The 23,984-nt window shown below is 70.2% G+C and carries 16 protein-coding genes and 2 pseudogenes; 9 read left to right on the top strand and 9 right to left on the bottom strand.

Going from position 1 to position 23,984, the window contains the following annotated elements:
- Positions 1-350 precede the first annotated feature (350 nt).
- Positions 351-926, top strand: coding sequence for a DUF6624 domain-containing protein (locus HF526_RS04690; RefSeq protein WP_169379992.1), 576 nt, complete (start codon positions 351-353; stop codon positions 924-926).
- A 333-nt stretch (positions 927-1,259) separates the two neighbouring features.
- On the opposite strand, the gene HF526_RS04685 is transcribed toward HF526_RS04690, so the two are convergent.
- Positions 1,260-7,514 (bottom strand): LamG-like jellyroll fold domain-containing protein, encoded by a 6,255-nt coding sequence (locus HF526_RS04685; RefSeq protein WP_169379991.1) that lies wholly within the window; start codon positions 7,512-7,514, stop codon positions 1,260-1,262.
- Positions 7,511-8,401, bottom strand: a complete 891-nt coding sequence (locus tag HF526_RS04680) for a hypothetical protein (protein ID WP_169379883.1) — start codon at positions 8,399-8,401, stop codon at positions 7,511-7,513. The genes HF526_RS04685 and HF526_RS04680 overlap by 4 nt, the downstream gene beginning before the upstream one ends.
- Before the next feature lie 277 nt (positions 8,402-8,678).
- On the opposite strand from HF526_RS04680, the gene HF526_RS04675 reads away from it, so the two are divergent.
- The gene (locus HF526_RS04675) at positions 8,679-9,281 is read left to right on the top strand and encodes an SIS domain-containing protein (RefSeq protein WP_338051289.1); all 603 of its coding nucleotides are present in this window, start codon (positions 8,679-8,681) and stop codon (positions 9,279-9,281) included.
- Positions 9,282-10,144: 863 nt separating this feature from the next.
- Here HF526_RS04675 and HF526_RS36775 read toward each other — a convergent pair.
- Complete coding sequence (locus HF526_RS36775; RefSeq protein ID WP_169379989.1) at positions 10,145-11,212, bottom strand: NlpC/P60 family protein; 1,068 nt, start codon at positions 11,210-11,212, stop codon at positions 10,145-10,147.
- Between HF526_RS36775 and HF526_RS04660 the strand changes: the two genes are divergently transcribed.
- Positions 11,166-12,221, top strand: a complete 1,056-nt coding sequence (locus HF526_RS04660) for a bifunctional DNA primase/polymerase (RefSeq protein ID WP_239028280.1) — start codon at positions 11,166-11,168, stop codon at positions 12,219-12,221. The genes HF526_RS36775 and HF526_RS04660 overlap by 47 nt on opposite strands.
- Before the next feature lie 250 nt (positions 12,222-12,471).
- Here HF526_RS04660 and HF526_RS04655 read toward each other — a convergent pair whose 3' ends face one another.
- From HF526_RS04655 to HF526_RS35105, 5 genes and pseudogenes are all read right to left on the bottom strand, one after another.
- Complete coding sequence (locus HF526_RS04655; protein WP_169379988.1) at positions 12,472-13,824, bottom strand: hypothetical protein; 1,353 nt, start codon at positions 13,822-13,824, stop codon at positions 12,472-12,474.
- Positions 13,821-14,126: a hypothetical protein gene (locus tag HF526_RS04650; RefSeq protein ID WP_169379987.1), complete on the bottom strand. Its 306-nt coding sequence runs from the start codon at positions 14,124-14,126 to the stop codon at positions 13,821-13,823. Before HF526_RS04650 ends, HF526_RS04655 begins: the two co-directional genes overlap by 4 nt.
- Before the next feature lie 252 nt (positions 14,127-14,378).
- Entirely contained in the window at positions 14,379-15,233 is an 855-nt protein-coding gene (locus HF526_RS04645; protein ID WP_169379986.1) for a hypothetical protein, read from the bottom strand.
- An 878-nt stretch (positions 15,234-16,111) separates the two neighbouring features.
- Positions 16,112-16,588, bottom strand: a complete 477-nt coding sequence (locus tag HF526_RS04640; RefSeq protein ID WP_169379985.1) for a hypothetical protein — start codon at positions 16,586-16,588, stop codon at positions 16,112-16,114.
- A 132-nt stretch (positions 16,589-16,720) separates the two neighbouring features.
- Positions 16,721-16,910: pseudogene (locus HF526_RS35105) on the bottom strand (helix-turn-helix domain-containing protein); the annotation flags it as partial.
- 921 nt (positions 16,911-17,831) lie between these two features.
- Between HF526_RS35105 and HF526_RS04635 the strand changes: the two are divergent.
- The 5 genes and pseudogenes from HF526_RS04635 (at position 17,832) to HF526_RS04615 (ending at position 21,721) form a co-directional block, all read left to right on the top strand.
- The gene (locus HF526_RS04635) at positions 17,832-18,173 is read left to right on the top strand and encodes a hypothetical protein (protein ID WP_169379984.1); all 342 of its coding nucleotides are present in this window, start codon (positions 17,832-17,834) and stop codon (positions 18,171-18,173) included.
- Positions 18,160-18,717 carry a DUF6879 family protein gene (locus HF526_RS04630; RefSeq protein WP_239028279.1) on the top strand — a complete coding sequence of 186 codons (558 nt, stop codon included), beginning with the start codon at positions 18,160-18,162 and terminating at the stop codon, positions 18,715-18,717. The genes HF526_RS04635 and HF526_RS04630 overlap by 14 nt, the downstream gene beginning before the upstream one ends.
- The gene (locus HF526_RS04625; RefSeq protein WP_338051288.1) at positions 18,623-19,579 is read left to right on the top strand and encodes a helix-turn-helix domain-containing protein; all 957 of its coding nucleotides are present in this window, start codon (positions 18,623-18,625) and stop codon (positions 19,577-19,579) included. Before HF526_RS04630 ends, HF526_RS04625 begins: the two co-directional genes overlap by 95 nt.
- A 35-nt stretch (positions 19,580-19,614) precedes the next feature.
- Positions 19,615-20,156 (top strand): annotated as a pseudogene (locus tag HF526_RS04620) (putative sulfate exporter family transporter).
- Between the two features lie 485 nt (positions 20,157-20,641).
- Positions 20,642-21,721, top strand: a complete 1,080-nt coding sequence (locus HF526_RS04615) for an LLM class flavin-dependent oxidoreductase (protein WP_338051287.1) — start codon at positions 20,642-20,644, stop codon at positions 21,719-21,721.
- A gap of 209 nt (positions 21,722-21,930) precedes the next feature.
- On the opposite strand, the gene HF526_RS36770 is transcribed toward HF526_RS04615, so the two are convergent.
- Positions 21,931-22,848 carry a TetR-type transcription factor C-terminal domain-containing protein gene (locus tag HF526_RS36770; RefSeq protein WP_169379981.1) on the bottom strand — a complete coding sequence of 306 codons (918 nt, stop codon included), beginning with the start codon at positions 22,846-22,848 and terminating at the stop codon, positions 21,931-21,933.
- 166 nt (positions 22,849-23,014) lie between these two features.
- Between HF526_RS36770 and HF526_RS04605 the strand changes: the two genes are divergently transcribed.
- Complete coding sequence (locus HF526_RS04605) at positions 23,015-23,983, top strand: cyclase family protein (protein WP_169379980.1); 969 nt, start codon at positions 23,015-23,017, stop codon at positions 23,981-23,983.
- The last annotated feature ends 1 nt before the right edge of the window (position 23,984 follow it).

Here is a 23,984-nt window from a genome sequence, read left to right as displayed (position 1 = left end):
TGGGTGCTCCGCCGCCGCTACCGCGCGCCACCCGTGGCCGGCCACGATCCCGTCGAGCAGGTTCGGGCAGCGCCCCAGCGAACCCCTCGACTACGTCCAGGTCGCCCCGACCACGGTCGTCGAGCTCGGCGTCGACACCTCCTTCGAGCAGGACCGGTGGCGCCACGCCACCGCTACGTCCGGGTACGGGCCGACCTGCGTCCCGGTGATGTGCCCGTCCTCGACCCACCGGCCTGAAAGGGAACAGGACCGATGGCGACACGACCACGCCTCGCCCGGGCGTCGGGCAAAGTCGACGTCGATCCGGACGTCGGCCTTCCCCGTGCGCCTGGCTCGGCGAGGGTCGCCTGATGGTGGGCAGGCCGGTCGGTGACGCCGCGCTGCGCGAGGAGTTGCTCCGCAGGCTGGACCTGGACCGGCAGGCAGGGCGGGCTGGCAAAGCGCTATTCGACAAGGCCGCCGGCGGGATCCTGCGGCCGGCCGACCTTCTTCCCGAGGAGCAGGAGATCCTGGCCCGCCTCGAGGACGTCGACCGGGACAACACCCGCTGGCTCGGCGAGTTGGTCAACCGGCGGGGTTGGCCGGGCCGGTCGCTGGTCGGAGAGGACGGCGCTCTCGCCGCGTGGCTGCTGGCCCAGCATGCCGATCAGGACCCGACGCTGCAGCGCCGCTGCCTCGACCTGATGCGAGCCGCACCGGAGACCGAGGTATCCCCGAGCCACATCGCGTATCTGACCGACCGGGTTCTGCTCGCCGAGGGCGAGAGCCAGGTCTACGGGTCACAGATGACGATGGTCGGCGGCGAGTACCGGCCGGAGCACCTCCGCGATCCCGACAGCGTCGATCAACGCCGCGCAGCCGTTGGCCTCGACCCGATGTCCAAGCACCTGGAGCTGATGCGCCAGCCACCTCCCGAAGACGCGTAGGCCGGACCGCGCCGCCCGCGGAAGGGCCGGGTAGCCGGAGGTGGCGTGCCGGTGACGGCGCCGATCAGGAGACAGGCTCGCAACCCTGATCAGCCGCGTTGCTGGCGCTGCGTGACCGAGTTCGCATCGGTAGAACGGCATAGTCGCCGAAGATTTGGGCTAGACGGGGCAGGCTCCGATTCAGGCCCATCGTTGTGGTGGGGGTACGTCGCGGCCTTTGCGCTGGAGCACCCCCGACCAGCCTAGCGGCGCCGGTGTGGTCGGGCGCCTGGCCGCAGCTCCGCGGCCGTCCATCGTGGCCGGGAGGCGACCGCGGCACAGCCTGCAGGTCTCTCACGACCCCTTCTGGAAGACGGCGACGCCGTGCAGCGTCGTGGCGGTGACGCGCAGCCCCAACCTGGTCAGGGTCAGCGAGTCGTAGAGCACGACGACGACCTCCGGCCCCGCGCTTGCCTCCAGTTTGCGGACCGTGAAGTCGTTGTACCCGAATCCCAGCGCCGTCGCGAAGAGCTCGAGCAGGCGTTGGATCTGGAGGAGCTCGTACTGTTCGACGACCGTGCCGTCGACGCCCCTCGTGCGGAGGGTCCCGACCTGCTCGGCCACGTTCATGGCCCGGAGGACGAAGTAGATGAGTGCCCCGACGGAGATGGCGTAGTCCAGCAACGCCATCAGCACGGGCCCCGTCCGGTCGACGTCCCGCGGAAGCGGGTAGAACGCCGGGCGCCGTGACTTGTAGTACCCCCACGCCGCTTTCGCCAGGTCGCGGGCCAACCCGAAGCCGGTGATCTCCAGCCAGCGGGTGTCGATGTCGATCGTGACGGGGTTCTCCTCCGCATGACCGGCCTGCGCGTCGAGCAACCGCTGCCGCATCGTGTGCGCGGTCGTCACTCCGGCGTCGATCGCGCCGGCGACGGCGGCGAAGACGAACGCCATCGCCTTGACTTCCTGAGACTTGTCGACGCCCCCGATGACCCCGAAGTCGGCGACCTCCTGGGCGTACCTGCCTTCGGCCAGTGGGCTCCGTCCCCGCTGGAGTGCGGTCACCACGGCGCCCACGTCGACCCCGACGCCGAGCAGCGAGTACAGCGATTGGAACGTGAGGTAGAGAACCTCGGCGGCGTACACCGTCCGCTGTAGGTCGTTCGAGGTCGCAGGTCCTGCACCGAGAGCGGGCCGGTCGTCGCCGGCCGCGGCGGACGGGCGGATGAGGTCGGCGAGGCCGGCGGCGTCGGACGCGAACGAACGCCGGTCTCCGCTCGCGAACGTGGCGACCCCGTACGCGATGTTGATCGGCACGGCTACGCCCAGACAACAGGCGTCGAGGAGGCTGAGGTCCTCGCCGGTCAGCCAGTGGTAGAGGTCCGACACGAACGGTATCTCGATCGTCTCGTCGAGCACCCTCACGAGGCTTCCGAGTAGCCCGACGAACAGGTCCTGGGCCTCGTCCGCGCCGTCGGCGAGGCCGTCCAGCGCGCCGCTCAGCACGGTCGCGAGCACCGTGCGTACCTGGTCGCCGATCTTCTGCAGGTCGTCAAGGTGCAAATTCGCGGGGTCGGGCACCAGCGCCGCGAGCTGCAGGAGCGGCGTGATGTCGGGCAGCGCGGGCGGCTCGGCATCCGACGTCGCGGCCCCATCCTCTTCCTGACCGACCGGCGGCGGGTCACCCGGTCCGGACGTATCCAGACCTGCCATGACCCGCTGCTGCACGAGCTTGGCCTGAACACCGCCCGTGGCGGCGACGATGGCCGACGCCGTCGGGGAGGGCGCGACTGGAGCCGGCTCGGTGGCGGGGCCGTGGTGTCCCGCCGGGCGGGGCATCGGCATCGACGGCGGGGCACCAGAGGGCGAGGGCTCGGCGGGAGCGCCCACACTGACGGCGACCGTGTCGCTCGCCGCCGAGGCGCCCGCGCCCATGGTCGGGACCGACGGCGCCACGGCATCGTGCACCATGTCCGCGACCGAGTGCAGCGTGCCGCCGATTACGTGGGGGGAGAGCACCTGCTCGGCCTTCTCGACCGCCGCGTGGAACAGGTCCTTCAGCACCCGGTGCGTGGCGAGGATCTCGGCCCAGTCGAACAGGCTGAACAGGAACTTCAGCACGTTCAGGACCGCGACCCCGATCTTCTCCAGGAAAGCGGTGACGACCGCGGCCGCCTCCTCCACGGTTGTGATGACGGCGTCGATCGTCTGGCCCGCCGCCGAGATCGTGACCTGGACGCCGTAGACGGTGGCGTCAGCGCCCTGATGGGCAACGCTCACGACGACGGTGGCACCCTGGACAGCGGTGTTCCCGATCGTGTGCGTGGTGTCCGTGACGACGCCGATCGCGGTCTGTCCGGTGTTCGTGACGGCGTCGACGCCGGTCTTCGCCGTCTCCTCCGTCGCGTGGACCGCGGTCTTGGCGGCGTCCCCGACGTGGTCGACCGTGGACGTGAAGACGTCCCAAATGCCGCCCAGCGGGATCGAACCGGTCTCGGCGGCTGACGGGAGTGCGGCACGCTGGGCCTGCACCTCGGCCGCCGTGAGCAACGGCTGCGCATGCACCGCCGACCCGTCCGGCCCGACCTGCACAATGACCCCCGCGGCATCGCCGAGCGCGGCCCGCAGCGAGGCCGGGTCCAGCGGGCGCGTCACCGGCCACCCCCGCCGTGCCGGGCGGACCGAGACGGCGTCGGCCGGGAGCTCGGCACCGCCCCCCGCGCCGTCGCCCAGCGCTGGTGGGGTGCTCGGCACGAGTACGGCCGGGTTCATCAGGGTGTTGAGCACCGTCGCGACGTCCGCGGCGTCGCGGCTGCGATCGGTGTCGAGCAGCGGCGCCGTCGTGACCGGGTCACCGGGGCGGGCGGAGGCGGTCGGCCGCGGCGTCGTCAGGTCGGCGGCCGAGAGGCCGGCCAGCTGCCGGTGCACTTCCTCGTCGGCGTGTACGACCACCGACTCGGTCCGCGACATCCAGCTGCCCTGCACGTGCAACGGCGGAGCGGTGAGCGTGGTCGCCTCGATGGTGATGCCGAGCTCGCCGGCCTCGTCGGTGGGCACCGTGACGGGGATCGCCTCGCTGACGGTGTGCACTCGGTCCGGGAGCTTGAGCGCGGTCTCCGCCTCGGTCCACAAGGTGAGTGGCTCGCGGGGCCGGACGCGGCCGTCGGCCCCGGTGACCCGCAGCAGGACACGCCAGGTCGGATACGAGCTGCCGGCGTCGAGCGTGTGCCCGGGAACGAAGTTGTAGTCCTCGATCAGCTTGGCCTGCGCCGTCACCACGAGCGGTGGGGCGGGGGTGACGGTGTGCTGACCGGTGAGCGGGTTGAGCAGCACGCCTTCCCCGGGGCGCATGAACGCGGCGTGCAGTGACACGGTGGGCGCGGACCCCACCGGGAAGGACACGCTCGACACGACGAACGTAGCGGTTCCGTCGTCGCCGGTCCATGCGGTCAGGCCACCGGTCCCGATCGTCGGGCTCACGAGCGCGCCGTTCACCACGATGCTCGCCGGTTCGCCGTCGTGACGCAGGTACCGCAGCTGCACCTCGGTGCCCGGGAGCGGGCTTCCGTCCGGCCGGAGGGCGGTCGCGGTCAACGTGGAAGAGGTCCCGACATCACCGGTCCCAGAAGCGGTCACCGCGGCGGCGACGGTGAGCGTCGGACGCGCTGGCGTCTCTGTGGGGAGATCGGTGAGGAGCCAGCCCCGCGTCTCGACCGCCCCGACGGGTGTTCCCCCGGTCATGTCCGCCGGTAGTCCGCCGGTGACGTCCCAGCACACGCTCGGTCCGGTCTCGTCCGCGGGCGACATCGCCTGCGGCGCACCGTCGGTGACCTCGCGGGGCGAGCGCGCCACGGACCACAGCCGGACCTGCCCCACCAGGCCGTGGAACGGCGTTTCCGGCGACAGGTCCTCCCCGAGCAGCGCACCGAGACGCACCGGCCGTGCGTCGGATATCCGGGTGGGGGCAGGGGTAATCGTCGTCTCGGCCACGGCCGGGGTGAGGGCCCCGTCGACCAGCACGGTCACCGGTCCGTCGACCGGCTGGACGACCACGACGTGGTGCCACCGATCGTCGCAGAGGCCCGCGGCCGCCCTGACAGCAGTGGACGGCCACCCGGGCGCGTCCCCGGTGCCGGGTCGGACGCGGGTGACGTAGCGGAGCTCGCCCGCCGGGGTCACCGCGAGGCCGAGCTCACCGGGGACGGACGTCGAGGGACCGACGGCAAGGACGCCACCTCCCCCGCCGCCGGCCGGCGCGTTGACCCACGCCTCGATCATGTGTGGGCCGGTGGGCGCCGGCGTCCCAGGCAGCGGCTCTTGCACCTCGAAGCTCGCGTCCGCATTCGAGACCGGCCGCCCGGCCGCGTCGACGCCGAGGCGAAGCGCCATGGTGCGTCCGAGCACCGCGCTGTGGAGACCAGCCTGCGTGCGCCCGTCGGCGGCAGGACCGGAACAGCCGACGTACGCGGCCTTCTGGGCGATCGTCGCCGGGCCGGAGGCGGCCCCGGGCAGGTGGTGCACGGCCAGCACCGCGCCGGTGAGCGGGTCGAGCACGACCAGGGCGCCGCCCTCGTCGACGCAGACGACCCGGGCGAGGTCATCGAACGCGGCGGCGTGCACGCGACCCGCTGACGGCGTGCCGTCGTCCGCCGGCATCGCCGTCTCCCAGCGGGTAGCGAGGCTGGTGGCGGCGACCGCGGCGATCCGACCGGTGCGGGTGGTCACCACGCACATGTCCCGGCTCGGACACGCGGACAGCCCGCTGACCAGCGCCGGGTCATACGGGGCCGTGGCGACGGCGGCGAGTGTCGGAGCCGACGCATCGATCCGAGCCAGCCGGCCTCCGGTGAGGCAGACGACCGAGCTGCCGATCACACAGACCGGGTCGGTGTCCACGGGGAGCGAGCGGACCTCCCCGGTGTCGTGCGACACGACGGTGAGCTTGCGGTCGTGCCCGTCACCGCAGACCAGCACCAGCCCGGCGGGGCAGAACGCGAGACCGGTCGGGTTCGGCCCCACGGAGACCGTCACGACGCCGGTCCCGGGGTTGGCGCCGGTGTCGACGATGCACACCTGGCCCGAGGGCGACGCCGCCGCGATCCGGTTGCCGTCGACGGCGGGGCACGGGTACCGGGTGCCGGCCGGTGCGGGGGAGCTGGTGAGATGGTCGAAACCGGGCACCACGACCGCCGACCCGGTGGCCCCGGACACGGCCTGGACGCCGACGTCACTGACGACCACGACGGTCGTGCCAGCGGGCGCCGGCGCGCTGCACGCCCGGCCGAGGTCGAACCGCCACAGCTGCCGGCCACGGTTGTCGACACCGTATGTCGTCCCGGCCGTGCTGTCAGTCACCGCGACCACGAGATCACCGGTCGTCGTGACCGGGGCACCGAGTACGGCGACGCCGGTCCAGGCCGTCCACGCGTCGGACGCCGGCCACCGGTCGGTGAAGGGCTCGAGGCGCAGATCGGCCAGCTTCGAGGACGGCACGGGCTCCGGTGCCGGTCCGCCGTCCGACATGCCGTTGGCCCCCGGGACGACGGAGGGATCGGCGAGGGACTCGATCGCGGCGGCGGCGCGGACCGCTGCGGCGGCGCTGAAGGCCGCTTCCGCGGCCACGAGCGCACCGGAAGCGGCCTCCTGGGCCGCCCGTGCCGCCTCGGTCGCCGTCCCGGCGGCCTGCAACGCCGACGTACGGGCCGCGGCGGTGACGGCGGCCGCGCTCGTCACGGACCCCTCGGCCGGTCCGGCGACCGGTGACGGCACCGTCGCCCCCGGCTCGTCGGCTACCCGCGGCGGTGCCTCGGTCGTCTCCGGATCGTCACTCACGGCGCTCACCACCCAGTGGTCGAAGGAGAGGTACGGATCGGTGAGGTAGCGGTAGGGCAGGTACGCGAAACCGCCGTCGCCCCACGTCGCGCCCCACGAGTTGCGGACGATGAAGACCTGGCGCCGGTCGTCGTAGCCCACGGCCAGCAACGCGTGCCCGCCGAGCGGGCGCTCGGTCGGCGCCGGGACCGGTACCTCGGCGACGCCGGACGACCCGTAGGCCGGGAAACCGGAGAACATCCGGATGCCGAAGACGAACGGAAATCCCGACCACAGGCAGGCCTTGAGGTGGTCGAGGTCCTGCACCACCCGCTCATAGGTGGTCACTCGCCGACGCGCGGCGACGACGTAGAGCGGCGCGGGAGGCGGCCGGTCGAGGGCCTCGATCTGGTACGGCCAGAGTTCCTCAGGACAGCATCCGACTTTCGCCACGGACTGGAGGCAGTCACGCATCTGAACCGGACGACCATAGAGCCCCTGGCCGAGCGTCCCCTCGTCCTTGCGTTCGTTGTAGTAGATGAACAGGCGGGACAGGGGCGCAACGTCCCGGGCTTGCTGCCGCTTGAGCACCACGTGGAGGGCCGCGGCCATGGCGTGGGCGGTGCAGTCGTTCATCCGGCCCTGGTCGTAGACCGGCGGGAACAGCTCCGGGCGGGTGCGCAGGTCGACGTACGCCGATGTCGCGGCCAGTTGGTCGACCGAGGGCGTGAAAACGTAGTCGCGGTAGTCCGGCCTGCTCGGACGGACGGTCAGCGAGGGTGTACCCGGATCGATCACGGCGTCCCTCCGGCGAGACCCTGTCCCGGTCCGCTCCCGGACCGCTGCGTCCGGGGTGGGACGAAATTTGTCGTCCCGGCCTGCTCCGCCGTTGCGGACGTCTCATTCGAACCGCGGGTCGCGCGTCCCGCCTCGGTGGCACCCCGTGCCACCGACGGTGCCGAGTCACCGAGCAGCAGCGCGAGCCGGTCGGTCGCCTTGCGGGCGAACAACCCGGCCACTGCGCCTAGGGCGAGGACGCCGAACAGGTTCGCGCCCGTGTCACCGTTCGCGCCGCCGGAGACCAAGCCCACGCGGATGGCGGCGATCAGGAGCATCGCCAGAGCCGCTCCGGTCACCGGCGTCGCCAGGTACCAGGCGGCGAACCGGCTGCCCAGGGTCCCGTACCCCCGTCGGGCCGTGAACACGGTCAGCACGTGCACGAGCGCTCCAACGAAACCCGCTGCCGTGGCGAGCACGAGCACGCTCACGTTCGGGGTCATCCGCAGCCCGATCACCGGTATGCGAGGCGCTTCCCACTGTCCCAGCGTCGCCGTGTCGGCGGTAGCCGGGACCGGTTGCGCGGTCACCGACGACGCGGCAGCAACCGCGGCGCGGGCCGCCTGCTGGGCGTCGTCGGCGGCCTTGAACGCCAGGCCGGTGCACACGAGACCGAGCACGAGCGCCCCCAGCAGAACCGCGCCGAGCACGTTGGCCACCGCGGAGGACATCAGCTCCTGCGGCGGCTCGGATCGGTCGGGCCGGACCGACGGATGCTCACCGGCGTCCGTCGCCGGCTCGGCCGGGTCCCCGCGAACGCCGGGCGGACCGGCGTCCGCCGCGGCCGTCCCGATGGGGGCCGTGGACGGACCGATGGCGAGGCCGTCCCTGTCCGTCTTGAGAGTCATCCGGCTTCTCCCGTCCACACCAGGCGCCGCGCGCCGGCGACGAACGCGCAGTTCGGACGCCTCTTGTCGGATTGTGACGCGATCACCACCGCCGTTGCGGAGGGACTCGCAGCGAGGTGGCTCAGCGTTTCACCGTGAATACCCGCTGCCACCCGCATGCAGGAACGCCAACGCCAATGGGAAGGCTCACGGGGCCGAGGTCAGGCGCTGGCGCTCGCCGCCTGCCCGAGACGAAGACCTGGAAGACGCGCCCGCCGGAGCCGGATCTGGCCGGCATGTGCGACCGCGCCCTGCTGCTGGTCGGATTCTGGGCCGACGCGATGACGAGTACGCGGCGTTCCTGCTCCGCGACGGCGACGGCTCCGCCCTGGGCGCGCTGCCGGCCGCCGGCGACGCGCTGGTCGCCCGGTCCGAGGACGTCCGGGCGCTCGCGGCGCGCTACCAGTTCGCCTCCCGGCTCGTGGTCACCGGCCGCGGCTACGCCTATCCGACAGCCCGCGAAGGCGCGTTGAAGCTGATGGAGACCTGTTACCTCAGCGCGCAGGCCTTCTCCGGCGCCGATCTGCTGCACGGCCCACTGGCCATGGTCACGTCCCAGGTCCCCGTCCTGGCCGTCGCCCCGGACGGCGTCGGGGGCCAGAGCATGGGTGAGGTACTGCAGCGCTTGCACGCCGTCGGCGCCCACGTCCTCACCATCGGCGGCGCCCAGGCGATCGCCGCCTCCAGCGCCGGCCTGCAGCTGCCCGCCGGGATCGACGAAGCGGTATCCCCGCTGCTCGAGATCCTCCCGCTGCAGCAGCTCGCGCTCCACCTGGCTATCACGCGCGGCGAGAACCCCGACATCCCGCGGGGACTGTCGAAGATCACCAAGACCTTGTGACCGCCCGGCGATATCACGGGCGAAATCGCCGATACCGAACATCTACAGGAGGCACGGCTGCCGGCTGCGCTAGGTGACGGGCGCGGCGAGGTGCTGGAACTCATGGGAGTGGCTCGGTTCGGCAAGGCGATGGCCGGCGATCGAGCCCTTTCGGGCCCACCCCTCGTGGAGGCGTCGGCAAACGATCACCGGCCATCTATGCCCCCAGCCCGCAACCGGGCACCTGAAGGACCACAACGGCTGGAAGCAGTGCCGCCGACGAAAGCGCCTCGCCCCGGATTCCGGCTGTCGTCCCGCCCGCCCACTACGCGGAGGGCCTGCGGATCGTTGGCGCAATCGCGACGAGTGGTGTCACCGGCAACCACCTGGTAGCCACCGATTGCGCCGAGCGGCCGGCAACCGACCGCCTCTGCCGTCCGTCTCCCGAGCATTAGTCCACTGCTCAGGAGCTCCCTATGTCCAAGGCGCCCCGCCGCGTCGTTCTGGCGATCGTCGGCTTGGTCGCCGCGCTGGCGCTCACGGCCTGCCAGACCGCCAATGCCGCGACCCCGGTCAAGCTGCCGACACCACCCACCGTGCCGACCCATCTGCCGGGCTTGCCGACATCGGCCCCGTCGGGCCAATCCAAAAACGGGATGTACCTGTACTGCGAGCCGTACGCGGGCGCCGGCTACTACTGCGTGCCCGTTCCGTCGCTGCCGGGGCCGGCGCCCGTGCCGCCGTCCGCGACTAGACCAGCCCCGACGCCTGCACCAGTCCCGACGCCGAGTCCTGCACCGGCCCCGGCGCCCGCACCGGCCCCGACCACGCCGCCGGCGACCGCTGCCCCGCCGACGAAGCCTCTGGCGTAGCACCGCCCCCGGTCACGGACGGGCGGTGTTGGGCATTGCCCGGACGGCCCCGATGAACTCTCGGGTCCAGTAGGGCGACTGCCAGATGTTGTCGACGACCTGCACGGTGGAGCCGGACTCCGGGGCGTGGACGACGCGCCCGCCGCCGAGGTAGAGGCCGACGTGGTGGATGCCCCCGGGGCGGCCGTTGCTGCTGAGCATGATCATGTCGCCGGGCTGGACCTGGTGGGGGTCGGTGATCGGTGGTTGGAAGGCCGCCCAGATGGACTGGGTCTGGTGCGGCACGGTCACCCCGATGCCGGCGAAGGCGTAGACCATCAGCCCCGAGCAGTCGAAGCCGACCTTGCGCGAGTCGCCGGCCCGGTCCGCGGGGCCGCCGCCGTCCGAGATGCCCCGCGTGGGTCCTTGGGCGTCTCCGCCGCCCCACGCGTAGGGGATCCCCACCTGCGACAGGGCTCGTTGGATGGCGACCTGTGCTTGCGGATTCGCCGCCAGCGGGCCCGAGCCGCCGCCGACGGCCGAGCAGACGATGCCCGACACCGAGCCGACGATCTGGTTGGCCGGTTGTTCCCACCGGGCGTAGGCGTCGGGGAACGCGCTGATCTGTACGCTCTGCGCGGCTTGGGTCAGGGGCATCGATTCCCAGCCGGGCAGGGCGAGCAGCTTCTCGTAGAACAACTTCGCCGACGCTTTCGCGTCCATCCGGATCTCGAGTGGGCCCCAGCTGGCGCGCTGCTGGAACAGCCCTACCGAGTCGTGATCGGCGCCGACTCGTTCATGGGGCAGCGTCAGCGACTCCGGCACCGTGGAGTTCGCGTACATGTACAGCTGCGACTCCTGCATGGCGGTCGCCACCGCGATGACCTGCGCCCGCTGTGGGGCCCGCATCTCGGCGCCCGCGGCCACGATCGCCGTCGCGTTCGCCAGCTGGCTGCCGGAGAAGCCGGCCACCGGATCCCCGGGGGCGCCCCCCGGTGGCGCGCACACCACACCGGACAGACCGGCGGCGTTCGCCTGGTCGTCGCTGCCGACGATGACCAGCAGCATCATCAGCGCGGACATCGCCGTCGCGGCCGCCACACCCGCAGCAACCCCGGCTTTCCGCACGCCCAGAAGTATAGATCGACAGTCATTCGATCAGTACAGTCGGACTGATCACGCGTGGGACGGTGCGACGAGGTGGAGCGGCATGGAAGAGCAGAAGAGCGGCGGTCGGCGGCTGCTCCACCGCGCGCTCGCGGCTGCGATCGAGCAACAATTCTACGTGCTCCCGGTCGTGCCTCGAGGCAAGACCCCTGCGATCAAGAGCTGGGAAGACGCAGCCACCCGAGATCCGCAGCAGATACGGGCCTGGTTCGACCAGCGGCCTTACAACATCGGGATCGCGGTCGGGCGGTCCGGCCTGATCGTGGTCGACCTGGATGAGGCGCACGGCGAACCGGCCCCACCGGCCTGGGCCGGGGCGCGCAACGGCCGAGACGTCCTGGCCCGCCTCGCCCATGCTGCGGGTAAATCCGTACCGGACCACACCTATACCATCCAGACTCCCACCGGTGGGATACACCTGTACTTTCGTCAGCCTCCCGGAACCGTCTTCCGTAACACCGGTGGCACGCTGGGCTGGCGCATCGACACTCGTGCCAGCGGCGGCTACGTCGTCGCGGCAGGATCCGTGCGCCGGGAGGGCTACTACCGCGTCATCAACCGAGCGCCGATCGCTCCGCTCCCGGCGTGGCTGGCCGACGCGCTGGCTCCGCCGCCCCCGCCGCCACCAGTGGCCCCGATCGAACTGCCCCGCGGCCGGGCAGGGGCCTACGTCCGCGCCGTGGTCGAGGGCGAATGTCGAGCGGTCACCGAGGCAGCCACCGGAACCCGCCACCGAACGCTGCTACGAGCAGCCCGGATCCTCGGGGAACTCGTCGGCGGCGGAGTCCTCGACGAGAGCGCGGCACGCGCCGCCCTCAACCAAGCTGCGGCCCGCCACATCGGCGTCGACCACTGCACCGCCCACGACATCGCCCGCACCGTCGCCGACGGACTCGCCTACGGCCGGCGGCGGCCACGGCAGATTGGGCCGAGTTGCACCTGATGCAACACCGCCCGATTGCTGAACGCGGTTCCGGCTGGTGGACCGGTGTCGCGTATCTCCCGGCTGCGTATCGCGCTCAGACCCACCGCGATGAAGGTCCCGGTCAGCGCTACTTCCGGCGCGGTCCCAGACCCTGGCACGATCTCTCGCGCCGTGCGGGAGGACCTGCGACATATCGAGTCAACCCAGGGGTCGCTCAGGGCCGGCTGCCGTTGACATGTGGGCACTGCTCACGAGGAGAGAGTGCGCTTCACCGCCGCCGGCGCTGTTCCGGTAGCGCGCGCTCCGGAAGGCGGGGGACAGGGCTAGCTCCGGACTGCGCCGTACTGCGCGGGGCCGCGGCGATAGCCACGGAGCGCCCCCCGGTCACCGCGGCCCGAGCGCGTGCCCAAGCCGACTGGACCGGGGCCGGCCCGCGGTACAGGCGATCGATGGCGTGGTCAGCGGCGCGTTGTGCTCGCGCAGCGAGGTGCTCGGCGAGCCAGGCCCGGAACGGCGCGGCGATGACTTCCGCGTTCGGCGTCCATTCTTTGAGGGTGTTGCCGACCATGCCCATCGCGCTCATGGTCAACCCGATCACCGTCGTGTACTGGAACTTCAGCCCGCCGAAGAGCCCCACGGCGGTGAGCCCGAGCCCGGTGACCCCCGCGGTCGCGAACAGCGCGGTGCTGCCCGAGGCGATGCGGCGGCTGCGCAGCTCGACGGCCCGCTCCCGAACCCGTTCGGCGGTCGCCCGTGCCCGGCGGGCCCGCACGATCGCCGCGCCGGCGGCCAGGGCGCGGTCGACGTCGGCGCCGGCGGGCTTCTGCCCGTTCCGCCCGGACGCGGCGCTGCGGACCAGCTCCAGGCCGGCGGTGGCGCTGAGCCGGCTGGCCAGCACCTCGCGGTAGTTCTCGGTCATCGCCCGCATGGTCGCCTCGTCGATCATCCGGGTCGGCGCTGCGGGACCGGGTCGGATCCCGACGGTGAACCCGCCGGGCTTGACCAGCTGGCGGGCGGCATCGATTCGCAGCACGGTGCTCGCGAGTTCCGCGGGGTCACCGGGCCGGTAGTCGGGGCCAAAGCGGTTCCGAATCTCGCGCAGGTAGGTGTGTAGCGACCAGGAGGCCCCCAGCCCGCCGTGGAGGTCCATCGCTTCCTCGATGCCCTGTACCGACAGGCCCGCGGATGTGCGGCGCCCGGGCAGCGCGGATCGGCGGGCCAGCGCGTGGAGGCCGTGGAAGATCTCCCACTCGGGGACCGGGTCGTCCTTGTCCCGGCCGACCTGGCGGAGCCGTTCCCATTCCGGGGCTCCGCCGGTGGTGATGCGGCGGGCGGCGTCCAGCCAGCGGTTCGACCGGGGCACGGGGCCGTCCGGGCTGGTGCTGCGCACGAGCGCGCGGAGTCCATCGCCGGTGCGGCTGGCCAGGCTGGGGCGGTCCGCGTTCAACGCGGCCTCGGCCCGGCGGAACTCCTCGAGCACCACCCGGCCGGTGCGCTGCCCGGCCGCGAAGTCCTCCAGCAGTCCGAGCATGAGCTCGGCGCGGGTCTTCTTGGCCAGGACGGCGAGCGCGGTCTCAACGACCTCCGCCTCCGGGCCCTCCGGTGTGGCCGGAGCGGTCACCGTTTCCGCCAGCGACGCCGCTGCGCTGGCGGGTGGTACGGCCACGGGTCGTCGCCCTGAGCGCGCCTGGCCTCCTCGCGACGTTCCTGTTGGATCTCGGCGACGACGTCGGCCGAGCGCGCCAGGACCAGGAACATCTCGGTCAGCTCGAGCTGCGCCTCGTCCGGGGCGAGGGTGTAGCCGCGCTCGATCTCCCCGGGGCCCTGCGGTATCACCCACCACGCGTCGCCGTACCAGGTCGGCCCGACGTCGAACTCCGGAAGCAGCTGGATCGCCTCGCCGGCTTCGATCAGCGTGTCCATGTCCGCGACGGAGATTCGGTCCGGATCGGCAGCGCGCGGCGGGTTGCGATCTGCAGAGCGCTGCGACAGAAACTTGATCAACGATCCTCCCCCGATCGGACCGAGGCGTCAGCACCGCCCTGGGATGGTCGTCCCCCGGACAGCGGTCTGTCACCTGCATGGTCATTGTGGATCAACGACTCCAGATGAGGAATGAACGCAATGTGAATCTCCGCGAGGGACAGGCCCGCGGACGCGACGACGGCGTGGTGATCATCGGCTCGTCGGGTAGACGCCGGGCGTCTGGTTTCCGGGGTCGATGCTGCCGACGACGCCGAAGTAGGGACCGACGAGGTAGGGCGCGGCGCCGGGGTTGTCATTGCGGTCGGCCCCAGAGCGTCCGTCGAGGACGACCGGACCGTTCGCGGTGTAGCCGTAGACCGCGCCGTGCCAGGCCGCGGTGACCTTGGGAGCGACTCGGGTCTTGGCGTCGTCGGGGAGCTTCCACAACGACGCGGCGGTGGTCGAGTCGATCGCGAACGCCCAGTCCCGGATCCCCGTGTGCTCATCGCACACCGTCATGCTGGCCTGGTCGAAATGACAGGTGATCCCGGCCTCGGTGTCGCCGGGCGAGCGGTTGTTGTCCAGGGCCTGGACCTGGTGGCCGTCGGTGGCGGTGAGGAACGCGAAGAAGGGGCGGCGGGTGTCCGGGGCGGATCCGTCTACCGCGACGAGGTTCGCCCCGGCGAGCCGGGCTCCCTCGCCGCCCGGTTTCCGCCAGCGGGTGGTGCCGTCGGTGGCCGAAACCGCGAGCACGTCGGCTCGAACCGGGGCCACGGGGCCCGGGGCGGTGTGCGTGATACCGACCGCGACCCCGCTGGCCACGGTCTCCGCGGCGAAATTGTCGACCGCCCATGCGATGCGGTGGCCGGCGAGGTCGACGCCGAAGGTCATGGCGTCGTCGCTGTTCATGACCTGCGCGGCGACGACGACGATTCCCCCGGATGCCCCCGCCCCGTCGGTGGTGCCCGCGATCCTGGTGATGATGGTCCCGAGGTAAGCCCAGTCAGGCAGCGGAAGCGGGACCGTGAACCGCCGGGCCCCGGTAGCAGGGTCGGCCGCGACCAACTCGGCTCCTGTCCGATGAGGGATGGTCCCGGCGCCGGGAAGTTGCACCGGCAGGGCCGCCAGGGGAAGCCGGTTTGCGCCGGCGCCGGTGACGATCGGAGCACCGACCGTGTCCGCTACCCCACTTCGGATGAAGGTCTGCTGCTTGCCGGTGGCCGGCGCCGGTGGGCTGCTCTGCTGTGCGGTGAGGTCGATCCGAACGAGCCCATTCGCTGTTGTCGCCCAGCCGATCGTCCCGTCGAGTGCTCCCGGCTCGGGTAGCGCGGCGCCGGTCTGCGCAAGCCGTGTCGCGTCGAAGGCGACCGGTGGATCGAACGCCTGCGGCGCGGGCGGTGCCGCCGCACTCGAGGTGCCGGCGCCCCCGACTGGTCCAGTCCCTGGACCGCTGCATGCGGCCAACAGCACAGCCGCGGCTGCCACCACGCTGAGCGCGGGCCGACCAGATCGCGCTGCACCGAACAGCATGTGACCCCCGGTTCCGTACCAATGTATAGATTAACTCTATATCAATCAGTACTGTAATGGAAGTAGTCTGCTGCTTTCGAGGAGCCACCGTCGTCCTTTCGTGTGCTCAGGAGCGCGGGGCGCGAGGTCGGTGTCCGGCTGGAGGTCCTGCCGTGCTTCAGACCGGCCTTCCGGCCTAGACGCAGATGTCGCTGACGGTGAAGGGTGGCGGGCCTGGGGAGGTGCGCCGAGTCGCCGTGGCCACCGATCCGGTCGCGGCCGGGTTGGTCCAGCCTCATCGCGGGCGGAATCTCTTCAGAACAACCCGGCTGTGCCGAGCCGGCGATTCCGATCGGCTCCGGAGAAGAGAGCGCCTGGGGCGGATCGGTGTAGCCGCGATGCCGGTCGGGCCTCGCGTAGTCCGCGCGCCGTGATCAGTGCATGCGAGTCAGGGAGCACCAGGCCACCAGGGCCCCACGGTTTCCGGGGTCGGTGAGGGCCGTGAGCTGGAGCGTGTTGTCGGTGACGGCGAAGCCGCCGGTCGCAGTGTCCTCCTTGCCCTCGGAGTTGATCGTGGTGAATGTGATGTTGTCGCCGTCAACTCGGTAGCGGCCACCATCGCCCTCGCTGCTACCGCCCTGATGTCCAATCGTGATGCGACCGTCCTCCATGAACTCGAACGTGAACGACACCTGCAGTACGGGATTCTCACCGCAGGTTCCCGCCCATCGGCCGATCAGGGCTGACTCTGGGTCGCCGAGGGAGCAGCCACTCAACAGGATCAAGAGGAACGGCGCGATGGCGAGTACGCAGCTTCGACTCTGAGCGAGGCTCGATGTGATCCCGCGCTTCTCCCGCCTGGCCATGCCACGTCCCCCCTTGGTCGGCGGCTCCGCCATCGGCGAGGCCAACCTGCCAAGTATAGATCATCGAGCGATGAATCCGTACACATTGACGTGGTCCGTGGTCGGAGATCGAGTAACCAGGTACGCGAAGCGGGCCCACCGGCCGCTGCCTCACAGGCGGAGGACACGGCCTCGTCGGCGCCCGTACCTCGGCGGCCCATCGCTGGCCAACGCCCGCTTCACCGCATTCCGCGAGACCCCCGGCACTCGAGCGATCTCCGAGATGGGTAGCCCCTCGGCGCAACCGGCGGATCTGGGCCCAGTTCTGAAGGCTCGACCCCCGCTTCCACCCTGTTCGGCTCCAGCCGGGGTCTGGGGGGCTGGTCAACTCTCAGCTGCCGCGCAGTCACTATCGGGCCGCCGTCGACAATTGCAGTCCGTGCAGGACAGCACTGCGGTGGTCCTGGTCGCGCGCCGTGCGTTCAAGACCATGACGGCACCCGTCGCCGGGTAGTGCGGCTGACCAAGACTGAGCAGTCGCGCAGCCACCCCGACACCGCGCGCCGAGCCGAGCGGAAACGCCGCTCGGACCCGGCAAGGGCTGGGGCTGGGGCCAGCGTGGCCGTGCAGGCCTCGCACAGCCGGCCGGGCACGGCGGTCAACGACACCGGCACAACCCACGCCTCGCACACCGCCCGGTAGCGCCCTGTCGCCACGCCGGCCACGAGGTCCTCGTCGGTGATCTCGTGGGCGAGCCCGTCAACTTGCGAGGTCATCGAGGTGGTCGTCGCCCCTTGGCGGCCGCGGCCGCTCACCGGTGACCTGCCGGGACGGCGACCGGCGCAGCGGCGTCCACAGTGCTCTTCCCTGCTGACGCCGCGGACCGAGTCTCGGCGAGTTGGTCCCATCGGGGACCCCGGTAGGTTCGCCTGCTACGCGGGCCAGGAGGCATCGCCCGGTGTCGTGCGGGGGCGCGCTGGTCCTGCGCGGTGAGGCGCGCACGGACGCGATCAACTAGCCGCGCCACAATTGACATGGGTCGTTCCTCCTGGTGTCAGAGTCAGGCGAGTGGCGATCCGTCGGCCCCGGTAGGCGTTGCCGCGCCTGCCGGGGCCCCTTGCTGTTCGGTCCGACCGCGTGGGGGACGCCGCAAGTCCGGCCGACAGGGTGACTATGCAATGGCTCATCGAATAAGGCAAGCTGATCTCGGCCTGTCTGCGGAGCATCATGCAACGGCCCATTAGTTGACCTGGCTACGCTGCGGGACGGACACTCTCGAGCGCTATGCCGGCCGCTCGGGAGGAACCTGATGACCTGTCACGACCGGAAGATCGAGGTAAGAGTGCTACGAGGCTCCTGCGCCGATGACGAGACGTGCCCGGCGATCACCGACATCGGTGACCCCGCGGTGTTGTACTTCGTCGGTGAGCCGACCGGCCCCGGGACGTTCCGGCTACCAGCATCGTTCGCACCCGAGCTACCGGCGGTCGACGGATGGGTCCATCTACGCGGCGCGCTGTGCAGCGACCAGGCCCTGACGGCTGCGCACGCCGGTCGCGTGGCCGACCACGAGCGTCTCTACCAAGTTCCCCTGCACCAGATCCCCGATGCCTTGCGAGTGGCGGTGAGCACCGATGATGACCGCAGCTGAGCTCCGAGACTTCATCAAGGAGCACTTCACCGAGACCGCCTTCCGGTTGGAGGTCCTCCAGCAGTACGAGGTCGCCTCCGACGGCAACGACTTCGGTCGGTATCTGCGCGGCGAACCGGCGCCGACGCTCGAGCGCAAGGGCCCCTGGCTACAGCGGCTGCGGAACGAGCGTGCACGCGGGCTCTACCGGCACCGCGTCCGGATCGTCACCGCCCCGGTCACGGACTACACCAGGTTCGAGTGCGAATGGGGTTATGCCCCGAACGCCGAGGCCGGTGAGGACATCCGCATCCTCGATCTGGCCGAGCGCGACTGGCCCGAGCTCGCACCGGGCGTCCACCAGGACTTCTGGCTACTCGACAACGAGCACGCCCTGTCGATGCACTATGGACCGACAGGTGAGTTCCTCGGCGCGACCGCCGAACACAACCTGCTGCCGGCCTTCCGCGATGCCAGGGACCTGCTCTGGGACACAGCCGAACCGTTCACCGAGTGGTGGCCCCGCCACATCGAACTGCATCGTGACGGGCGGCAGGCTGCGTAGCCAGATGGCGGGTACAAGTACGAGCGCGTCCGCCGGCCTCGAAGGGCTGGCTGCGCGCCTGCGCGCCCTCCGGGAGGACACAGAGCCGCGGATCTCCCAGGCCGCCGCAGCCCGGCATCTCGGTGTGAGCCAGGGAAAGATCTCTCGCGCCGAGACCGGACGTTTCCTGCTCGACCCCGAGCAGGTCGACGCCCTCGCCCGTCTCTACGGCGCCGGTGAGGATGAGCGCGGCCAGCTCGTGTCCTGGGCCGAAGCCCTCAAACCTGGTCGGGTCGACTCCCGGCTGATCTTTCAGCGGGGCACCAACCACTTCCAGGAGCGCATCCGCCGCATGGAGGAGGCCGCAGCCCGGGTGCGCTCCTACCAGCCAGGCATGGTCATCGGCTCGCTGCAGACCGAGGCCTACGCGCGCGCGGTGTTCGGCCACCACTCTCCCGACGAGGCCGCCGCCTCCGTCGCCAGCCGGCTCGCCCGCTACCGGATGATGCTCGATGACCCGAACCGGTCGTGGACGCTGATACAGACCGAGGGTGCACTCAGCTGGAACCTCGGCGGTCCGGCCGTGATGGCCGGACAACTCGACCACCTGGTCACCGCCAGCCAACTGCCCAACGTGCGGCTCGGCCTGATCACCCTCGCCACCCCGATGGCTTTTGCCGCGCCGCACGGCTTCCACATCTACGATCAGCAGGCCGTGCAGATCGGCACCAAGACCGCCACCGCTCTGACGTCCGACCCCCGCGACCTCGGGGTCTACGACCTCCTGTTCCAACGCCTCGAGGGCGCCGCTGTGTTCGGTGATGAGGCGCGCACGGTGATTGCTCGGTTGGCGACCCGCTACCGCCAGTTGGCAAAGGCGTAGTCCCCGGCTCTCCTCGGGCTGCAACGTTGACACCCATGTCCTTGGCCCGGATCGTCAGGGTCGGAGCCAGCTCGCTACCGGTCATGCTCGGCACGCCGGCCGTTGCGCTGGCCGGCGTCTACCTCCTGGGCCGCCTCCTCGGTGTCCGCGGCGACACCCAGACCCTGGTCGACGTAGGGACCGGCATGGGCGGGGCGTCGGCGATCGCGGCGGCCGGCGCCGTGCTCGAACCCAAGGACACCCACGTCGCTTACGCCATCGGACGATCTTCACGTTCAACAGCGTCGCCGTCATCACGTTCCCTGTGATCGGGCACCTGCTGGGCTCGGGGCCGCAGGCGTTCGGGTCGTGGACGGGTGCCGCGATCAACGAGACGTCGTCGGTGGTCGCGGCAGGCTACGTGTTCAGCACCGCTGCCGGGTCCTGTGCCGTGGCGGTTGAGCTGACCCGCACCCTGATGCTGATCCCATCGCCAGGGCCGCCAGGATTCTGGGGAAAGTACCGAGACCCAGAGAGCTATCGCACCCTATCGCCATCATCTGGCATCGTCGGAACCGGTGCCATGGTCATGGGGTAAACGATGTTGCCTCGTCCGCCAGATCCTCTACGTCGTCTTTCCAGGATCCCGCTGGCCTGAACTGCGGACGTGGGCTCGACACCGGGAACAATTGGAGCCGCTCTGGCGGACGCTGATGACGGAGTTTCCGCATCTGCGGCTGCGACAGAGCGGGGCGAGCACGACGAGGGGGAAATCCGTCCCCCTCTCCAGGTTTCGAGCGGATGACAATCGAAATCTCCGATGGCCTCTCTCATCTTGCGGAGTTTTAGCAGAGTGCCGCTCCGGTGGAGTGGTCGAGAGACGTGCGAGCGGTGGCCGAAGCAGTTATGTCCGCGTTGAAACTGCGAGAGCGGCAACGCGGCCTACGCTGGGCGGAGCAATCGGAATCGCTGGCTGAGGCGCCATATCTGCGATGGGAACCAGGTTTCGTCCCTCGGTGGCGGGAACGAGCGCAGTGGAGGATTAGACTTCAGCAGGAGTTGGAGGGGCTGAACAAGGCAAGGATGGAGCGCACAGTGGCGATGAATCATACCCGGTTACAGAGTGATATGGCTCTCTCTGTCCTTGATACGGCGCCCGTAGTGGAAGGTTCGACCGCCCGCGAGGCGCTCCGCAATGCAGTGGACCTTGCGTCCCTGGCGGACAGCCTCGGCTACCGTCGTTACTGGGTAGCCGAGCATCACGGCATGAAGGGCGTCGCTAGCTGTGCCACGTCCGTGATCATCAGCGAGGTGGCTGGTGCTACAACCCGCATCCGTGTCGGATCGGGCGGCATCCTGCTGCCGAACCACCCTCCCATACTCATCGCGGAGCAATTCGGCACGCTCGAAATTTTTCATCCCGGCCGTATCGACTTGGGCGTGGGGCGTGCCCCCGGAGGCTCTAAGAAAGTTGTCGAGCGCGTCCGGCCGGAGGTGGACCGAAACGCAAAGAGCCTCACCGAGCAGATAGAAGAGCTCCTTCAGTATTTCTCGCCGCCGCAGCCGGGCGGTATCAACGTGGTGCCAGCGGTCGGCAACGTGCCGGAGATATGGATGCTGGGGTCCGGCTCGGAGAGTGCGGCTCTGGCCGGGTCATTGGGACTGCGATACGCCTTCGCTGCCCACCTCAACCCCGATGCTGCGGTCGACGCAGTGCATAAGTACCGCTCCCGGTTCACAGCGGCGAGGGATGGCCACGCACCGTATGTCGTGCTGGCGGTGCCGGTGATCGCAGCCGAAACGGACTCGCGGGCCGAGTGGCTTGCCGGCTCGATCCGGTTGAAGATTCTCAGTCGCCGACTTGGAAAACGAATTCGACTTCCAAGTCCGGTCGATGCCGCAGCCTACCCGTACAGCGACGACGAAAGAGGCCGCCTCGCAGAGCTGACTCCGGGCTACGTAATCGGTGGACCTGAAACGATACGGGAGGGGCTGCAGGCTGTGATCGACAAGACGAACGCCAACGAGCTGATCGTCACGAGCCCGATTTTCGACCACGTCGCGCGGCGCCAGTCTTATCAGATTCTGGCAGGCGTCGGTAGTCGCCTTAGGCTCGAACACTCGAACAGCCAGCAGGCCCGTTCGTCGACAGCAGCTGGGTAGAGGCTCGTACTCGAACTGCCATAAGGCGGATTATATCGGCAATCGTTTTCGGGTGGAGGGGAGCTCAGTAAAGGCATGTAATCAATTGGAGGCCGAGGGCTGGGGCGCCGGTGTTGACCAGGATGCGGCCGGCGACCCCGTGTGGCGGCCGCAATGACCTGATCACATCGTGTGCACCGCTGGGCCGGCTGGCGCTCCACGGTGCGCGTTCAGGACGACTTGTACTGCATGAGGTCGAGGGCGAAGCCGACGTATTGCTCGGCGACATCTTCGGGGCTCAGGGGGCCGTCGGGTCGCCACCAGTTGGGCAGTGCGGTACACATGGTGACGACAGCCCGGGAAGCCTCGTGGGGATGGTGGGTGCGGAACTTCCCCTCTTCGACGGCGGCCTCGACCTCCTCGTCGACCATGCGCTGTTGGTGGGTCCGCATGTTGGCGATCTTGATGCGGTTCTCGGTGTCGAAGCTGCGCATCTCGCTCGCGCCGACGAAGCCGAGCTCGCGACGATGGGTGTGGAACAGGGCGAGGTGCTCGATGAGCAGGCTGAACCGCTCGACGGGATCGCGGCCGTCGCGGCGCGCGGCTTCGGCGCGTTGCAGCAGCTCGGTCATGGTGCGGTCGAGGATCGTGAGCAGCATGTGCTGCTTGCTCGTGTAGTAGTGATAGAGCCCGGAGACCGAGAGGCCGCACCGGGAGGCGATTCCGCGCACGGTCGCGCCGTGGTAGCCGATTTGCAGGATCTCCTCGAGCGCCGCACGAAGCACGGGATCCAAGTCCAGCGGCCCGTAGGTACGCCAGTGCGACGGGCCGTCGCTGTCAGCCGTCGGGCTCGACACGGGCGGTGAACTCGGCGGCGATGAAGCGTACGGAGGTTCCGGTGCTGCAGGGTCCACGACGATGTCGAGGATCTGCGGCACGGTGAGCTGCAGCGCGTCGGCGATCTGGCCGAGGCGCACGACGCTGAGGCCGGTTCGGCCGGTTTCGATCTGGCTGATCGTCGCCGGGCTGACCCCCAGGAGGCGGGCCAGCGCGCGCAGGCTGATGTTCTTTGCGACCCGGGCGGCGCGGACCTGAGCCCCGAGTGTCGCATCCGCCCCGGTTCGCGCCTGCCCATCGTTGGCGGCCACGGCCACCCCCTCTCGCTCGCGTTTAGCTTAACTGAACATATGTGGCTCTGCTGGCAAGTCATCCGGGTATTGACGGGTAGAAGGGTGACCTGCATCATCTGCTAAACGCGGGCCGTGCGAACGCTCGCCCTGGCCGCAAGTGTTCAGTAGCTGTAAGGAGACGACGATGTCTGACGCCCCCGCGATGGGAGAGTTCCTGGGCGCTGACGCCCCGAGCAACTGGGGCAAGTGGGGTCCGGACGACGAGCTGGGCTGCCTCAACTACCTCGACGCCGGGGAGGTGCTGCGTGGTGTGCAGCACATCCGTTCCGGCGAGGTGTTCACGCTGCAGATCCAGATGGGCCGCACCGACGGCCCCGGCGACCCGCTGTGGCCCGGCCGCGAGGGCATCCAGCGGCAGAACGTGATGGACGAGTCGACCTGGGACGGCGAGGGCGCCCCGCAGTTCCCCGGTGGGCTGCACTACGCCGACGACACCGCGCTGATCTTCCTGCAGGGTTCCACGCAGTACGACGCGCTGGGCCACGTCTGGTACGACGGCAAGCTGTGGAACGGCTACGACGCCCGCACCACGGTCGAGGCGATGGACAAGGCCTCGGTGCTGCCGATCGCGGAGAAGGGCGTCGTCGGGCGCGGGGTGCTCATCGACATGGCGCGCCACCGCGGCAAGCAGTGGCTGGACAAGGGTGAGACGTTCGACCACGACGACCTGGAGGCCGCCGCCAAGGCCCAGGGCGTGACCATCGAGCCGCACGACATCCTGCTGATCCGCACCGGCTGGATGAAGTACTGGTACCAGATCGACAGCAAGGAGAGCTTCTACGAGGGCTTCAACGAGCCCGGTCTGACCTACTCCCGCGAGCTCGTCGAGTGGTTCCAGCGGACGGAGATCCCCAACCTGGTCACCGACACGATCGCCAACGAGGTCACCTACGAGCCCGACAGCGGGATCGCGCTGCCGCTGCACTGCGCGCTGATGCGCAACCTGGGCGTCACCCTCACCGAGATCGCCTGGCTCGACGACCTGGCCGACGCGTGCGCCGCCGACGGGCGCTGGAGCTTCCTCTACGCCGCCGCGCCGCTGAAGGTCGTCAAGGGCACCGGCGCCCCGGTGAACCCCATCGCCATCCGCTGAG

It is taken from the genome of Pseudonocardia acidicola, assembly GCF_012911935.1.
Lineage (GTDB): Bacteria > Actinomycetota > Actinomycetes > Mycobacteriales > Pseudonocardiaceae > Pseudonocardia > Pseudonocardia acidicola.
This window is presented reverse-complemented; position numbering and strand designations above follow the sequence as displayed.

Excerpts from the sequence above, each read along its gene's own strand:
- HF526_RS04630 (WP_239028279.1), top strand. The coding sequence starts at position 18,160 with ATGACCGCAGCTGAGCTCCGAGACTTCATCAAGGAGCACTTCACCGAG.
- HF526_RS04680 (WP_169379883.1), bottom strand. The coding sequence starts at position 8,401 with ATGACTCTCAAGACGGACAGGGACGGCCTCGCCATCGGTCCGTCCACG.
- HF526_RS04660 (WP_239028280.1), top strand. The coding sequence starts at position 11,166 with ATGACCAGCAGCATCATCAGCGCGGACATCGCCGTCGCGGCCGCCACA.
- HF526_RS04690 (WP_169379992.1), top strand. The coding sequence starts at position 351 with ATGGTGGGCAGGCCGGTCGGTGACGCCGCGCTGCGCGAGGAGTTGCTC.
- HF526_RS04605 (WP_169379980.1), top strand. The coding sequence starts at position 23,015 with ATGTCTGACGCCCCCGCGATGGGAGAGTTCCTGGGCGCTGACGCCCCG.
- HF526_RS04625 (WP_338051288.1), top strand. The coding sequence starts at position 18,623 with ATGCCAGGGACCTGCTCTGGGACACAGCCGAACCGTTCACCGAGTGGT.
- HF526_RS04650 (WP_169379987.1), bottom strand. The coding sequence starts at position 14,126 with ATGGACACGCTGATCGAAGCCGGCGAGGCGATCCAGCTGCTTCCGGAG.
- HF526_RS04635 (WP_169379984.1), top strand. The coding sequence starts at position 17,832 with ATGACCTGTCACGACCGGAAGATCGAGGTAAGAGTGCTACGAGGCTCC.
- HF526_RS04615 (WP_338051287.1), top strand. The coding sequence starts at position 20,642 with ATGGAGCGCACAGTGGCGATGAATCATACCCGGTTACAGAGTGATATG.